Genomic DNA, 14,879 nt, shown 5'->3' with positions numbered 1-14,879 from the left:
GCACAGCAGCCCCGCGGACGCGGGCGACGAGCGCCAGCGGGGAGGACGAGTGAGCAGCGACCGACTGGCCGTGCGCAAGACGTACAAGCTCTACGTCAACGGCGCCTTCCCGCGGTCGGAGTCCGGCCGCACCTACGAGGTCACCGACACCCGAGGGCACTTCCTCGCCAACGCCGCCTGGGCCTCCCGCAAGGACGCCCGGGACGCCGTCGTCGCCGCCCGCGCCGCGTTCCGCGGGTGGTCCGGCGCGACCGCCTACAACCGCGGCCAGGTCCTGTACCGGGTGGCCGAGGTGATGGAGGGCCGCCACGTCCAGTTCTGCGAGGAGGTCGCCGCCGGCGAGGGCATCTCGGGGAGCAAGGCCCGCGCCGCCGTCGACGCCGCGATCGACCGCTGGGTCTGGTACGCCGGGTGGACCGACAAGCTCGGCGCCGTCCTCGGCGGCGCCAACCCCGTCGCCGGCCCGTACTTCGACTTCTCCCTGCCCGAGCCCACCGGCGTCGTCGCCGTCCTCGCGCCGCAGCGGTCCTCGCTGCTCGGCCTGGTCAGCGTGCTCGCCCCCGTGCTGGCCGGTGGCAACACCGCCGTCGTGGTGACGTCGAAGGAGCGGCCGCTGCCGGCCGTGACCCTCGGCGAGGTGCTCGCGACCAGCGACGTCCCGGCCGGGGTGGTCAACCTGCTCACCGGGGACGCCGGGGAGATCGGACCGTGGCTGGCCGAGCACGACGACGTCGACGCCGTCGACCTGACCGGCGCCCCCGCCGGCCGGGCGATGGAGCTGGAGCGGCTCGCGGCGGGCAGCATCAAGCGGGTGGTCCGCCCGCCGGCGGAGGAGCCGGACTGGACGGCCGACCCCGGGCTGTCGCGGCTGACCCCGTTCCTGGAGACCAAGACGGTCTGGCACCCGATGGGCGTCTGAGCGGACCCCTCCTCCCACCCCTCGCGAGCTCGGGGCGGTGCCCTGGAGCGGGCCGTTCCAGCACCTTCCGAACCCGGAGGTGCGGTCCCAGGGGGACCGGGCAGGATGTCCCCCGTGGCCAGGCCGAGCATCGTCCCCATCTCACTCACCGTCGACGACCGCACCGGCTACACGCTGTGGGCCCCGCCGTGGGAGGAGGACGGCGAGGAGTGGCAGGCGTTCCTCGGCACGTCCGAGGGCGACACGGCGACCGTGCACCTCTTCCCGACGCCCGCGGCCCTGGCCGTCTTCTGCCGCACCCGGACCGACCACGACCTCGCCGACCACCCGGTGTGGCCGGTCGTCGTCGGACTCGGCGCCGCCGACCTCACCCCGGACGACGACCACGGCTACGACCTCGACGGCGTCTATGACATCGCCGCGGAGAACCCGGACCGCTGGGCGGTCGAGGAGCTCGCCGCGACGATCGACATCGTCAGCCGGCTGGCCGAGTGCCTGGACCTCGCTGACGAGGCGGACGACGACCTCGACGACGAGCTGACCGACACCGACACCGACGACGACGACCGGGACGTCGATGCCGACGTCGACCTGGACCGCCGACCGGCCACCGACGTCGAGCGGGGCGGGGAGTTCGGCGCCCTGGCCGAGCTCGTGGCCCGCCCCGAGATCGGCTCGCTCGGCCTGGGCGTCGACGCCTTCGTCGGCCGTGCCGGTGAGGACGCCTGGCTCGGGGTCGGCAGCGCCCTCGACGACCTGTGGGAGGACGTCCTCGAGGAGCTGTCGGCGCACCTGGACTGGACCGGGGGTGGCACCGTCACCCTCGCCGACTACCCGTCGGCGGCGGAGCAGGACGACGGCGAGGACGACCTGACCGACGCCGAGGACGCCGCTGCCGACGGTGGCGCGACGGCGGCCACGCCCACCCCCGTGAGCGCCATCGCCCGACCCGGCCGGATCAGCGCCCCGCCCGCGGAGGTGGCCAAGGCCGCGGAGTTCTGGGAGGCCGTCGGGATCCTGCCGGTGGAGCTCGTCGTCCCCGAGGGCGCGGGGCTGACCCTGCGCTGCTACGTCGACGACCGGGCCCGCTTCCTGGGCCGCGACGGCGAGGTCTTCCTGTTCGCCTCGCCCGAGGAGCTGGGCCGCTTCTGCGCCGGCGACGAGGACCACGACCTGACCGAGATCGCCTCCTGGCCGGAGGTGGCCGGCACCGACGTCCCGCCGCTGCCGTCCGAGCAGGACCGCTACGACCTCACCGAGCTGACCGAGGTCATGGCGGAGGTCGCCGACGGCGCCGCCGGGCTGGTTCCCCACCGCGCCCTCCTCCAGCCGGTGGAGGGCGCGCGGGACGTCGCCGAGTACGCCGGACTGACCCGTGTCGAGTCGCTGCTGCGGCCCACCGAGCCGCTGGGCCGCGCCGTCGCCCTCGCCGACGGGGAGCCCGACGCCCCGCTGCGCGCCGAGGACGCCGCGACGCTGCGGTCGGCGTGGGACGACGTCGTCACCGCGGTGAGCGGAGCGCTGGTCTTCCGCGACTGAGGGCCTGTCCGAGGCCCTCGACAGACGGCAGCGGCCGGCCCCGGGAACCGGGACCGGCCGCTGCCGTGGTGCGCTGGGATCAGTTGGAGAAGTCCGCCGAGCGGCCGGGACGCCCGCCCTGGCCGCGGGAGCCGCCGGGCCGGCGGTCACCGTAGGAGCGGTCGCCCTCCCGGCGCGGGCGCTCGGAGCGCTCGCCCACCGGACGGTCGCCGTCCCGGCGGGGACGGTCACCGTAGGGACGGCGGGGGCGGTCACCGTCGCGCCGCGGACGACGCGGGCCGCCGGAGCCCGCCGGGCGGCGGGACTCGCGCACCGGGCGCTCGATCGGCTCGACGTGCACGCCGCTGGCGACGAGCTCGGCGATCGGGGCGTCACCCGGACGGATCCGGTCGACCATCGGGTCCACCTTGGCCGAGCGGAACCGGCGCTTGGCCTGGCCCACCTGGTCGGGCAGCAGCAGCGAGACGACGACACCGGCGGCACCCGCGCGGGCGGTGCGGCCCGAACGGTGCAGGTAGGTCTTGGCGTCCGTCGGCGGGTCGTAGTGCAGGACCAGCGAGACGTCGTCGACGTGGATGCCGCGGGCGGCGACGTCGGTGGCGACGAGCACCGGGCTGCGGGCGTCGGTGAACGCCTCCAGCGCTCGCTTGCGCGCCGACTGCGGCAGCCCGCCGTGGATGGCCTCGGCCTTGATGCCGGCGGCCTGCAGGTTCTCGGTCAGCCGGTCCACGCCGAGCTGGGTCCGCGCGAAGACGATCGTGCGGCCCGGGCGGGAGGCCAGCTCGGTGGCCACCTGCAGCTTGTCGCGGAAGGCGAGGCTGAACGCGAGGTGCTCGGCCGGCGGTGCGTCGTCGCCGGCGCGCTTGACCTCGTGCCGGGCCGGGTCCTTCAGGTAGCGGCGGACCAGCGCGTCGACCTCGCCGTCCAGCGTGGCCGAGAACAGCAGCCGCTGCGCGTCGGACACGGTCTGGTCGAGCAGCTCCTTGACGACCGGGAGGAAGCCCAGGTCGGCCATGAAGTCGGCCTCGTCCAGCACGGTGACGACGACCTCGGCGAGGCTCGCCTCGCCCTGGCTGATCAGGTCCTGCAGGCGCCCGGGGGTGGCGATGACGACGTCGACGCCGCGGCGCAGCTGCTGGATCTGGCGGTACATGGGCGCGCCGCCGTACACGGTGGCGAGCTGGACGCCGATGGCCTGGCCGAGGGGCGCCAGGTTGTCGTGCACCTGCTGGGCGAGCTCACGGGTCGGCACGAGGACGAGGCCGCGCGGGGCGCGCCGGCCGTTCTTGACGTCGGCGCCGATGCGGGCCAGCAGCGGCAGGCCGAAGGCCAGGGTCTTGCCCGAGCCGGTGGCGGCCTTGCCGAGGACGTCGCGGCCGGCCAGGGCGTCGGGCAGGGCCGACGTCTGGATCGCGAAGGGGCGGTGGATGCCGCGCCGCTCGAGGGCGGTCACCAGCTGCTGGGGCAGGCCCAGCTGGCCGAAGGTGGGGCCGGTCGGCGTCTCGACGGTGTTCTCCGCCGCGACGTCCGCGACGGTGTTCTCGGTGGTGTTCTGACCTTCGTTGGAGGCGAAGGAGACAGGGTGGACCAAAGTCATGCGGGGTGGGGCTCCGATACAGCTCGGAGCGCGTCCCGTGGAAGCGGAGAGCGCCGCAGGTACCGGCGTCCTCACTGGCGATCGTCTGCGCCCAGGGATGGAACGCTGGATCTGCACGGATGCGCTCATGCCCGGACGAACCGTCCGGGAGGATGACCGGCCTGAGTGCCGGTACGCCTAGGTTAGCAGCGGAGATCGCGGCGCGATTCCCGAGAGCGGGGTGTGCGCCGTCACCTCAGCCCTGCCGCAGCGCGGCCACCTCAGCCCTGCCGCAGCGCGGCGTACCCGGGCCGGACGACGTCGGCCAGCAGCCGCGCCCGCTCCGTCTCGTCGACGAACGCCGCGGCGAGTGCGCGCTCGGCGACCGCCTGGACGTCGTCCCAGTCCCAGCCGCAGGTGGCGACCACGTCGGCGAGCTCGCTGGTCACCGAGACCCCGCTCATCAGCCGGTTGTCGGTGTTGACCGTGACCGCGAAGCCCAGCCGGTGCAACCGGCCCACCGGGTGCTCGGCCAGCGAGGGGTAGGCGCCGGTCTGCACGTTGGACGACGGCGCGACCTCCAGGGTCACCTGCTCGTCGCGGACCCGCTCGGCCACCGGGCCCAGCGACCCGTCGGCGGCGACCTGGTCGGCGATGCGGACGCCGTGGCCCAGCCGTTCGGCGCGGGCGCCGTCCAGGGCGGCCACGATGCTGTCGATGCCGGCCGCCTCGCCGGCGTGGACGGTGCGGTGCGCGCCGGTCCGGTCCAGCAGCGCGATCGCCGACGGGTGCCGGTCGGGCGGGAAGCCGTCCTCCGGGCCGGCGAGGTCGAAGCCGACCACGCCGCCGTCCCGGTGGCGGACGACGAGCTCGGCCACCTCGTCCCACCGGTCGTTCTGCCGCATGGCGCACAGCAGGGTGCCGACGGTGATCGGGGTGCCGGCCTCGGCGGCCTCCCGGGCACCCTGGGCGTAGCCGTCGAGCATCGCCTCGACCGCCGCGTCCATCGGCATGGCGGTCAGCAGCTCCGGCGCCATGCGGATCTCGGCGTAGACCACGCCGTCCGCGGCGAGGTCGAGGGCGCACTCCCGGGCCACCCGCCGCACCGCGTCGGACCGCTGCATCACCGCGACGGTGTGCGCGAAGGTCTCCAGGTACCGCTCCAGCGAGCCGGAGTCGGCCGCCGCCTGGAACCAGCGGCCCAGCTCGTCGGCGTCGTCGGTGGGCAGGTCGCGGTAGCCGCAGTCGTCGGCGAGCTCGAGCACCGTCTGCGGCCGCAGCCCGCCGTCGAGGTGGTCGTGCAGGAGGACCTTCGGGGCCCGGCGGAGGGAGGCGGCGTCGAGAGGTGCAGGCACCGAGTCATTGTCGTCCGCCCCGCGCGCCGACTCGCGCCGGGGACGCCACCCGGCCTCGACCGGGACACGGGACGGCCCAGCGCAGCTCGGGGACGGCACCTGGCCGCGGGTGGACCGGTCGCGGAGGCCCGGAGGGCCTCCCGACCGGGACACGGGGAGGGCTCCACGGCAACCGGGAACGGCACCTGGCCGCGGGTGGACCGGTCGCGGAGGCCCGGAGGGCCTCCCGACCGGGACACGGGGAGGGCTCCACGGCAACCAGGGACGGCACCTGGCCGCGGTGTCGTCCGGTAGGACGACGGAGCACTCAGCCGCGGTCCTGCCAGCGGAAGGTCTTGACGCACAGCGCGAGTCCGACGATGCACCAGATGCCCAGCACGAGAGCGACCCGGCCGAGCTCCCAGCTGCCGGCCGGTTCCGCCGCCGCCAGGGCGTCGGGCAGGAACACCGACCGGAGACCCTGCGCCATCCACTTCAGCGGGAACAGGGCGGCGATCGTCTGCATCCACGTCGGCACCTGGCTGAACTGGAAGAAGACACCGGAGATGAACTGCAAGACCAGCGCGATCGGGGTGACCATCGCCGAGGCCGAGCGGCCGTTCTTGGCCAGGCTGGAGACGGCGATGCCCAGCAGCGTGCACGCCGACGACCCCAGCGCGGTGACCCACACGAAGGTAATCCAGTCGCTGCCCGACGGCAGCACGACGCCGTAGGCCAGCCGGCCGACCGCCAGCAGGATCACCACGATCAGCACGGTGACCGCGAGGACCTGCACGACCTTGCCGACGAAGTAGGCGCTCTTCGGCATCGGGGTGCCGGACAGGTGCTTGAGGGTCCCGTCGGACCGCTCGGTGGCGATGCTGATCGCCATGTTCTGCAGGCTGGCGCCCAGGATGCCCGCGGCGACGATCCCGGCCATGAAGTACTGGGTGAAGGTGACGCCGCCGCCGATGTCGTAGTCGAGGACCGCCCCGAAGACGACCAGGAGGATCACCGGGAACGCGAGGGTGAAGACCACCGACTCGCGCTGACGGAAGAACTCCTTGAGCTCGACCCCGCCGCGCGTGCGCCACACGCTGCCGACCGAGGGCAGCGAGCGCTCCGTGGTCGCCGTCATGCCGGCTCTCCGATCATGCGCAGGTACACGTCCTCGAGGGTGGGCCGGGCGACGGCGAGGTCGGGCACCTCTCCCGGGAAACGGGTGGCCAGCTCCCGCACGAACGCGGTCGGGCCGACGGTCTCGGCGGTGCGCCGCACGCCGTCCTCGGTCCAGGAGACGACCGCGGGGGCCTGCCCCCGCCCGCCCAGCTCGGCGGGCACGGCCACCTCGACCAGCCGGCCGCGGGCGATGACACCCACCCGGTCGGCCAGCTCCTCGGCCTCGTCCAGGTAGTGGGTGGTCAGCAACATCGTCGTCCCCAGGTCGCGCAGGGACCGGATCAGCGACCAGAACTGGCGGCGGGCCTCCGGGTCGAAACCCGTGGTCGGCTCGTCGAGGAACAGCAGCCGGGGGCGGCCGACGATGCCGAGGGCGACGTCGAGCCGGCGCCGCTGCCCCCCGGACAGCGTGCGGCCGCGCGCGCCCGCCTTCTCGGTGAGCCCGACCAACTCGAGCACCTCCGCCGGGTCTCGGGGATCGGCGTAGTAGGACGCCTGGGCCCGCAGCAGCTCCAGGCAGGTCAGCTGGCTGTCACCGCCGCCGGACTGCAGCACGATGCCGATGTCGGCCTTCCAGCGCCGCCCGCCGGTCGCGGGGTCCACGCCCAGCACCCGGACGTCGCCGCCGTCGCGCTGCCGGTACCCCTCGAGCACCTCGACCGTGGTGGTCTTCCCGGCGCCGTTCGGGCCGAGCAGGGCGAAGATCTCCCCCCGCCGGATGTCGAGGTCCAGGCCGGCGACGGCGGTGCTGTCGCCGTAGCGCTTGACCAGGCCGCGCACCGAGATGGCGGCGTCGGGATCCAGGGGCGTCGCGGGATGCACCGCACCGGGCGCGGTCGCGGTCGCGGCGGGCGTTCGTGTCACGAGGGGTCAGTGTCCTCTCCGCGCCTGTGTGGCCGCGCCCGCCCCTCCCCGTGCACGGGCTCAGGCGGTGATGCGGTCCAGCACCAGTGGCAGCGGCACGTCGTCGGTGTCCACGCCGATCGCGCCGTGCAGCGCGTCCAGCGCCCGCTCGATGCGTGACGGGTCGTCGGTGTGCAGCTCCAGCAGCGGCTGCCCCTCGGTCACCTGCTGCCCCACCCCGGCGTTCCAGGTGACGCCCGCCGCGGCCGAGACCGGGTCCTCCTTGCGGGCGCGCCCGGCCCCCAGCCGCCAGGCGGCCACGCCGAGCGCGTAGGCGTCGAGCCGGGTGAGCGTGCCGGTCGCGGGCGCCGTCACGACGTGCTTCTCGGCCGGCTGCGGCAGCGGCGCGTCGGGGTCGCCGCCCTGGGCGGCGATCATCCGCCGCCACACGTCCATGGCGCGACCGTCGCGCAGGGCCTCGGCCGGGTCGACGTCGGGCCGCCCGGCGCCGGCCAGCATCTCCCGCGCCAGCGCGAGGGTCAGCTCGACGACGTCGGCGGGCCCCCCGCCGGCGAGCACCTCGACCGACTCCGCGACCTCGACGGCGTTGCCCGCGGCGCGCCCCAGCGGCCGGTCCATCGCCGTCACGAGTGCCACCGTGCGCACCCCCGCGGCCTCCCCCAGCCCGACCATCGTGCGGGCCAGTTCACGGGAGGCCGCCGGGTCCTTCATGAAGGCACCCGAACCGGTCTTCACGTCGAGCACCAGCGCGTCGGCGCCCTCGGCGATCTTCTTGCTCATGATCGAGCTGGCGATCAGCGGGATGGACTCCACCGTGCCGGTGACGTCACGCAGCGCGTAGAGCTTCTTGTCCGCCGGGGCGAGGTCGTTGCCCGCCGCACAGATCACCGCGCCCACCTCGCGCAGCTGCGCCAGGTAGGCCTCCTCGTGGACGTCGGCCCGCCAGCCGGGGATCGCCTCGAGCTTGTCCAGCGTGCCGCCGGTGTGCCCCAGCCCCCGCCCGGACAGCTGCGGCACCGCCACCCCGCACGCCGCGACCAGGGGCGCCAGCGGCAGCGTGATCTTGTCGCCGACGCCACCGGTGGAGTGCTTGTCGGCAGTTGGGCGGCCCAGCGGGGAGAGGTCCTTGCGCTCGCCGGAGTCGATCATCGCCTGGGTCCAGACGGCGAGCTCGTCCGCGCTCATCCCGCGGAAGAACACCGCCATCAGCAGCGCACTCATCTGCTCGTCGGGGACGCTGCCCGCGGTGTAGGCGTCGATCACCCAGCGGATCTGCTCCGGGCTCAGCCCGGCGCCGTCCCGCTTGGCGCGGATGACGTCGATCGCGTCGAAGCCGGCCATCAGCCCTGCCCTCGCTCCACCGCCGGCACGTCCCCGCCGGACCGCGTGGCGGCAGCCAGCAGGTCGTCCGGCCCGAACGCGTCCGGCAGGACCTCGCGCATCGGCACGATCCCCAGGGAGACCGTCTCGATGAGCATGTCCGCGCCACCGTGCTCCCACAGCAACTGCCGGCACCGCCCGCAGGGCATCAGCGGCTGGCCGTCCCCGCCCACGCAGGCGACCGCGACCAGCCGGCCGCCGCCGGTGCGAGCGAGGTCGCTGACCATGCCGCACTCGGCGCACAGGCCCAGCCCGTAGGAGGCGTTCTCGACGTTGCAGCCGGTGACCACGCGGCCGTCGTCCACCAACCCCGCGACCCCCACCGGGAAGCGCGAGTAGGGGGCGTAGGCGTGGGCCATCGCCTCCCGGGCGGCCGCGCGCAGCGCGTCCCAGTCCGGCTCGATCACTAGTGCTCTCCTCGTCGGTAGACCAGCCCGTCGGCCTTGGGCGGCCGGAGTCGTTGGGACGCCAGTGACAGCACCAGGAGCGTGGTCAGGTGCGGCGTGAACGACACCAGCCCGGGGGCGAGCTCGTCGATGGTCAGGAACCCGGTCAGCGCGCCCGCCGCCACGACGGCGGCCAGTACCGCCCGCACCGCGTGCCGGTGCACGGCCTGCCAGACGGCGACGGCCGCCAGCAGCACCGCCACCAGCAGGAACAGCGCCACCACGGCCGACCGGCTGCGCAGCTGCAACGCGTCGGCGAAGCCGAACAGGCCCGCGCCGGCCGCCAGCCCGCCGGGCCGCCAGTTGCCGAAGATCAGGGCGGCCAGACCGATGAAGCCACGGCCGTTGGTCTGCCCCTCGCGGTAGATGCCGGCGATGAACACGAGGAACACGCCGCCCATGCCGGCCAGCGCGCCGGAGGTGGTCACGGCGATGTACTTCAGCCGGTAGACGGGGACGCCCAGGGAGTCCGCGGCCGCCGGGTTCTCACCGCAGGAACGCAGGCGCAGCCCGAAGGCCGTGCGCCACAGCAGCAGGTAGGACGCCGGGACCAGCAGCACCGCCAGGACGGTGAGCAGTCCCACGCCGCTGGTGAGCCCGCGGAGGACGCCGGCGACGTCGCTGACGAGGAACCAGCCCTGCCGCTCGAGGTCGCCGAGCAGGTCGGGACCCGAGGACAGCACCGGTATCGAGAAGTCCGGCTGGTCGCCCGTGATCGCCGGCGACTGGGTGACGCCGCCCCCGGCCGGGTTGTCGGTGTAGTACAGCTCGGAGAGGAAGCGCACGACGCCCGCGGCCAGGATGTTGATCGCCACGCCGGAGACCACGTGGTCGACGCCGAAGGTCACCGTCGTCACCGCGTGCAGCAGGCCGCCGAGCGCGCCGAACAGCAGCCCGCCGACCAGCGCCGCGCCCCAGCCCCACTGGTAGCCGGCGAAACCCGCGCCCCAGGTGCCGAGGGTCATCATCCCGTCGAGGCCGATGTTGACCACGCCGGCCCGTTCGGAGAACAGGCCGCCGAGGGCGGCCAGGCCGATCGGCACGGCCAGCAGCAGCGCCGCCGAGATGGTGGACGACGACGTGAGCGCCTGCTCGCCGCTGATCACGCGGACCGCGGAGAGGAGCACGACCGCGCCCACCGCCAACCAGGTGAGCCGGCGGGCGCGGCCGCCGCCGAGGAACAGCTCGCCGACCGGGCCGCGCGCCGGCCGGGTGTCCTGCGAGGTCACGACGGTGCTCATTCGGGGGCCCCCTCGGAGGCGTGGAGCGCCAGCGGGACGTCCTCGTGGGGTCGGTTCATGCCCCGGTCCCCTGCCGCTCGTCGGTCTGCCGGCCGGCGCCGGTGGTGGGGTCGACGCCCGCGCCGGTCCCGGCACCCCCGCCGTCCGTGGTCTGCCCCGGGCCGGCGCTGCCGTCGCTGGCCACGGGGGCGGGGCCGGCCTGCGCCGAGCGACGCTCCGCGGCGCGCAGCGCGACCCGCCGGGCCACCTCGTTGGAGATGACCACGGCGAGCACGATCACGCCCTGGATGATCGTGACCACCGACGACGGGAAGTCCGCGATCTGCAGCGGCACCAGCGCGCGGTCGAGGAAGGCGAACAGCAGCGCGGCGAACGCGATCCCGGCCGGGTTGTTGCGCCCCAGCAGGGCGACCGCGATGCCGAGGAAGCCCAGGCCGGCGGTGAAGTCGGTCGTGTAGCTGTGCGTCGTCCCGAGCAGGTCGGGTATGCCGATCAGGCCGGCGACCGCGCCCGACAGCAGCATCGTCTTGACGACCATCCCGCGGGCGTCCACGCCGCTGGCCCTCGCCGCCGACGGCGAGAGGCCGGTGGCCCGCAGGTCGAAGCCGAAGCGGGTCCGGTTGAGCAGGATCGCGATCGCGACGCCGAGCAGCGCCGCCACGACCAGGAAGCCGTAGAGCTGCCGCGGCGGGTTGGCCAGCCCGAAGAGGTCGAAGACGCCGTTGAGGCCGGGCATCCACCCGGACTCCGGGATCTCCGCGGTGCTGATGATCGACGCGCCCTCCGGGCTGCCGCGGAACGGTCCGGTCAGCAGGAACGACGCGATGCCCAGCGCGATGAAGTTGAGCATGATCGAGCTGATGACCTCGCTGACCCCGCGGGTCACCTTGAGCACGGCGACGATGCCCGCCCAGATCGCGGCGACGGCCATCGCCACCACCACGATCAACAGCACGTGCAGCGGGCCGGGCAGGACGACGGCGGCGCCGACCGCGGCGGCCATGACCGTCGCCAGCCGGTACTGGCCCTCGACGCCGATGTTGAACAGCCCCATCCGGAAGGCGATCGCGACCGCCAGCCCGGAGATGAACAGCGGGATGGCCCGGTTGAGGATCACGACGAGCGCGGTCACCTGCTGGCTGGGGGTGTCGCCGAAGTCCAGCATCACGGCGAACACCTCGAACGGGTCGACCCCCAGGACGGCCATCACCAGCCCGGAGATCACGATCGCCGCGACGATGGCCAGCAGCGGCGCGGCCAGGGCCGCGACGATCCGGCGGAGGACGCTCATGCCGCACCCGCCGTCGTCCGGCCGCCGGTCATGTGCCCACCCAGCTCCTCGGGGGTGACCGTGGTGGGGTCCAGCGTGGCCACCAGCCGGCCGCGCAGCATGACGTGCAGCGTGTCCGACAGGCCGATGAGCTCGTCGAGGTCGGCGGAGACCAGCAGGATGCCCAGCCCGGCGGCGCGGGCGTCCTTGAGCAGGCCCCAGATGACCGCCTGGGCACCGACGTCCACGCCGCGGGTGGGGTGGGCGGCCAGCAGCAGCCGCGGCTGCGCGCTCATCTCCCGCCCGACGATCAGCTTCTGCTGGTTGCCGCCGGACAGGGCCACGGCGAGGGTGTCCGGCCCGGGGGCGCGGACGTCGTACTCGCGCATGATCCGCTCGGTGTCCGCCCGCGCGCCCCTGCGGTCGATGAAGGGGCCCTTCACCGCCGGCGGGCGGGTCTGGTGGCCCAGGATCCGGTTCTCCCAGAGCGAGGCGTCCAGCAGCATGCCCTGGCGGTGCCGGTCCTCGGGGATGAAGCCGAGCCCGGCCTCCCGGCGGGCGCGGGTGCTCCAGGCGCTGATGTCCTCCCCGCCGAGCACCACGGTGCCGGTGGCGACGTCGCGCAGGCCCATGACCGCGTCGATCAGCTCGGACTGGCCGTTGCCTTCGACGCCGGCGATCCCGACGACCTCGCCCTCGCGGACGGTCAGTTCGACCGCGTCGACCAGCGGACGGCCGCCGGCGCCGGCGACGGTGACCCCGTGCAGCTCGAGCACGGGGGTGTCGCGGACGGTGGAGGTGCGGGTCTCCGGCGAGGGCAGCTCGGCGCCGACCATCATCTCGGCCAGTTCCCGGCTCGACGTCGTCTCGGGGTCCGCCGTGCCCACCGTCGTGCCGCGCCGGATCACGGTGATCGAGTCGGCGACCTTCCGGACCTCGTCCAGCTTGTGCGAGATGAAGATGACCGTGAGGCCCTCGCGCTTGAGCTCGGCCAGGTTGCCGAACAGCTCGTCGACCTCCTGCGGTACGAGGACGGCGGTCGGCTCGTCGAGGATCAGGGTGGTGGCGCCCCGGTAGAGCACCTTGGCGATCTCGACCCGCTGCCGGTCGCCGACGCCGAGGTCCTCGACCATCGCGTCGGGGTCCAGCCCCAGGGCGTAGGCGTCGGAGATCTCGCGGATCCGGCGGCGGGCCTCGCCCCGGTCCAGCCGGCCGCCCTTCGTGGGCTCACTGCCCAGGACCACGTTCTCCAGCACGGTGAAGTTGTCGGCGAGCATGAAGTGCTGGTGGACCATGCCGATCCCGGCGGCGATCGCGTCGCCCGGGCTGCGGAAGTGCACCTCGCGCCCGTGCAGCAGGATCTGCCCCTCGTCGGGCCGGTGCATGCCGTAGAGCGTCTTCATCAGCGTCGACTTGCCGGCGCCGTTCTCGCCCACGATGGCGTGCACCTCGCCGCGACGGACCCGCAGCTCGATGTCCTTGTTGGCCACGACGCCCGGGAAGCGCTTGGTGATGCCGCGCAGCTCCACGGCCAGCGGCGCCTCCGCGCCCTCGGCACCGCGGCCCGGTGGCTCCCCCGACGGCACGCCGGCTGTGGCCCCGTCTTCTGGCGGCATCGTGCGCCCTCTCCCTCGCTGCGCGCCCCGCGGGTGTGCCGGGCACGTCCACTCTGCTGCATCGGTGGCGCGGGATCGACCGCCGCCACCGCTCCGTCGCCGGGTTCCACCGGCCGCCGAATGATCGCGCACCGGGAGGCGGGACCGGGCGGGCAGGGGCGCCCTGCTGACGGCAGCGGGTCCGGGGGCGCGTGCGCCCCCGGACCCGCTGTCGGTCGTGCTCAGCCGATCGGCGTCACGGGGTCGTGGGGACCGTGATCGCGCCGTCGATGATCTGCTGGCGGTAGCCGTCGATGTCGCTCTGGATGTCGTCGATGAAGCCACCGCTGGTGGCCAGCCCGACGCCGTCGGACTCCAGGTCGTAGACCTCGTCCGCGCCACCGGCGACGTTGCCGTCGACGAACTCGCCGATGAACGTCTGCACCGCGTTGTCCACGCGCTTGAGCATCGAGGTCATGACCACCGACTGCAGCGCCGGGTCGACCGTCTGGTACTGGTCGGAGTCGACGCCGATGGCGCGGCCACCGGAGGCGGCAGCGGCCTGGAAGACGCCGATGCCCGAGCCGCCGGCCGCGTGGTAGACGATGTCGGCGCCGGCGTCGTACATGCCCTGCGCGACGATCTGGCCGCGGGCCGGGTCGTTGAACCCGGAGAAGTCACCGGCCGGCGAGATGTACTGCCGGTCGATGATGATCTGCGGGTTGACCGCCTGGGCGCCGGCCACGTAGCCGGCCTCGAACTTCTGGATCAGCGGGGTCTCGACGCCGCCGACGAAGCCGATGTGGCCGGTCTCGCTCTTCAGCGCGGCCGCGACACCGGCGAGGAAGGAGCCCTGCTCCTCGGCGAACAGCAGGCCGGTCAGGTTCTCAGGGCTGCCGGCGTCCGCGACCGCCCCGTCGACCTGCGCGAAGGTGACGTCCGGGTACTGCTCGGCCACCTCGCCGATCACGTCGCTGTAGGCGAACCCCACGGCGATGATCGGGTTGAAGCCCTGGTCGGCCAGCTGGGTCAGCAGGTCCGCGCGGTTGGAGGCGTCGGCGTTCGGGGACAGCTCGGTGACCTCGCCACCGTGCTCCTCGATCGCGGCCTCGACGCCGGCCACGGCCGAGTCGTTGAACGAGCGGTCGCCGCGGCCGCCGGTGTCGAAGGCCAGGCCGATCTGCAGCTCGGCGCTCTCGCCGCCGCCGGACCCGCCGCCGCTGGCGCTACCGCCGCCCTCCTCGTCGCTGGCGCAGGCCGCCAGGGCCATGCTGCCGGCCAGCAGCAACGCCGCGGCCTTCATCCTCCGCGCTCGGCGCAAGACGGTCTCCTCTCTGGGGGGACGGGTCCGTGGGGAACCGGGCCCGCCCCGGTGTCATCGGGGGCCACGCGCCGCGGACCGGCACAGCCGGGACCACCGCACGCGCGACCAGCGCACGCTAACCGCGGTCGGCGGCACCGCCGCCCCCTCCCCAGGAGACCGAGATGCGATCGTTGCGAAGGGCCCTCCGGGCCAGTGGCGTGGGCCACGACGAC

General features: G+C 74.2%; 12 protein-coding genes. 2 read left to right on the top strand and 10 right to left on the bottom strand.

Annotation, left to right across the window (positions count from 1 at the left end; translation table 11 throughout):
• The first annotated feature begins 49 nt into the window (after positions 1 to 49).
• On the top strand, positions 50 to 919 hold the full coding sequence (locus CRP39_RS07860; RefSeq protein WP_097205789.1) for an aldehyde dehydrogenase family protein: 870 nt from the start codon (positions 50 to 52) through the stop codon (positions 917 to 919).
• Between the two features lie 114 nt (positions 920 to 1,033).
• The gene (locus tag CRP39_RS07855) at positions 1,034 to 2,458 is read left to right on the top strand and encodes a hypothetical protein (RefSeq protein WP_097205788.1); all 1,425 of its coding nucleotides are present in this window, start codon (positions 1,034 to 1,036) and stop codon (positions 2,456 to 2,458) included.
• A gap of 79 nt (positions 2,459 to 2,537) precedes the next feature.
• Here CRP39_RS07855 and CRP39_RS07850 read toward each other — a convergent pair whose 3' ends face one another.
• From CRP39_RS07850 to CRP39_RS07805, 10 genes are all read right to left on the bottom strand, one after another.
• Positions 2,538 to 4,055: a DEAD/DEAH box helicase gene (locus CRP39_RS07850; RefSeq protein ID WP_097205787.1), complete on the bottom strand. Its 1,518-nt coding sequence runs from the start codon at positions 4,053 to 4,055 to the stop codon at positions 2,538 to 2,540.
• A gap of 260 nt (positions 4,056 to 4,315) precedes the next feature.
• A complete protein-coding gene (locus tag CRP39_RS07845; RefSeq protein ID WP_097205786.1) occupies positions 4,316 to 5,389 on the bottom strand; it encodes an adenosine deaminase in 1,074 nt (357 codons plus the stop codon).
• Between the two features lie 307 nt (positions 5,390 to 5,696).
• On the bottom strand, positions 5,697 to 6,506 hold the full coding sequence (locus CRP39_RS07840; protein WP_097205785.1) for an ABC transporter permease: 810 nt from the start codon (positions 6,504 to 6,506) through the stop codon (positions 5,697 to 5,699).
• Positions 6,503 to 7,411, bottom strand: a complete 909-nt coding sequence (locus tag CRP39_RS07835) for an ABC transporter ATP-binding protein (RefSeq protein ID WP_245853667.1) — start codon at positions 7,409 to 7,411, stop codon at positions 6,503 to 6,505. The genes CRP39_RS07840 and CRP39_RS07835 overlap by 4 nt, the downstream gene beginning before the upstream one ends.
• 60 nt (positions 7,412 to 7,471) lie before the next feature.
• Positions 7,472 to 8,752 carry a thymidine phosphorylase gene (locus tag CRP39_RS07830; protein ID WP_097205784.1) on the bottom strand — a complete coding sequence of 427 codons (1,281 nt, stop codon included), beginning with the start codon at positions 8,750 to 8,752 and terminating at the stop codon, positions 7,472 to 7,474.
• A complete protein-coding gene (locus CRP39_RS07825; protein WP_097205783.1) occupies positions 8,752 to 9,198 on the bottom strand; it encodes a cytidine deaminase in 447 nt (148 codons plus the stop codon). The genes CRP39_RS07830 and CRP39_RS07825 overlap by 1 nt, the downstream gene beginning before the upstream one ends.
• Positions 9,198 to 10,478, bottom strand: coding sequence for an ABC transporter permease (locus CRP39_RS07820; protein WP_097205782.1), 1,281 nt, complete (start codon positions 10,476 to 10,478; stop codon positions 9,198 to 9,200). Before CRP39_RS07820 ends, CRP39_RS07825 begins: the two co-directional genes overlap by 1 nt.
• A gap of 55 nt (positions 10,479 to 10,533) precedes the next feature.
• Complete coding sequence (locus tag CRP39_RS07815; RefSeq protein ID WP_097205781.1) at positions 10,534 to 11,769, bottom strand: ABC transporter permease; 1,236 nt, start codon at positions 11,767 to 11,769, stop codon at positions 10,534 to 10,536.
• Positions 11,766 to 13,364: an ABC transporter ATP-binding protein gene (locus tag CRP39_RS07810; protein ID WP_097205780.1), complete on the bottom strand. Its 1,599-nt coding sequence runs from the start codon at positions 13,362 to 13,364 to the stop codon at positions 11,766 to 11,768. Before CRP39_RS07810 ends, CRP39_RS07815 begins: the two co-directional genes overlap by 4 nt.
• Positions 13,365 to 13,599: 235 nt before the next feature.
• Positions 13,600 to 14,664 (bottom strand): BMP family lipoprotein, encoded by a 1,065-nt coding sequence (locus CRP39_RS07805; RefSeq protein ID WP_245853666.1) that lies wholly within the window; start codon positions 14,662 to 14,664, stop codon positions 13,600 to 13,602.
• Positions 14,665 to 14,879 lie beyond the last annotated feature (215 nt).

Origin of the sequence: Geodermatophilus sabuli (assembly GCF_900215145.1) — a bacterium.
In the GTDB taxonomy this organism is placed as follows: domain Bacteria; phylum Actinomycetota; class Actinomycetes; order Mycobacteriales; family Geodermatophilaceae; genus Geodermatophilus; species Geodermatophilus sabuli.
The sequence above is the reverse complement of the archived record's forward strand: the minus strand, read 5'-3'. Positions and strand labels throughout refer to the sequence as shown.

Excerpts from the sequence above, each read along its gene's own strand:
- CRP39_RS07815 (WP_097205781.1), bottom strand. The coding sequence starts at position 11,769 with ATGAGCGTCCTCCGCCGGATCGTCGCGGCCCTGGCCGCGCCGCTGCTG.
- CRP39_RS07820 (WP_097205782.1), bottom strand. The coding sequence starts at position 10,478 with ATGAGCACCGTCGTGACCTCGCAGGACACCCGGCCGGCGCGCGGCCCG.
- CRP39_RS07850 (WP_097205787.1), bottom strand. The coding sequence starts at position 4,055 with ATGACTTTGGTCCACCCTGTCTCCTTCGCCTCCAACGAAGGTCAGAAC.
- CRP39_RS07840 (WP_097205785.1), bottom strand. The coding sequence starts at position 6,506 with ATGACGGCGACCACGGAGCGCTCGCTGCCCTCGGTCGGCAGCGTGTGG.
- CRP39_RS07810 (WP_097205780.1), bottom strand. The coding sequence starts at position 13,364 with ATGCCGCCAGAAGACGGGGCCACAGCCGGCGTGCCGTCGGGGGAGCCA.
- CRP39_RS07830 (WP_097205784.1), bottom strand. The coding sequence starts at position 8,752 with ATGGCCGGCTTCGACGCGATCGACGTCATCCGCGCCAAGCGGGACGGC.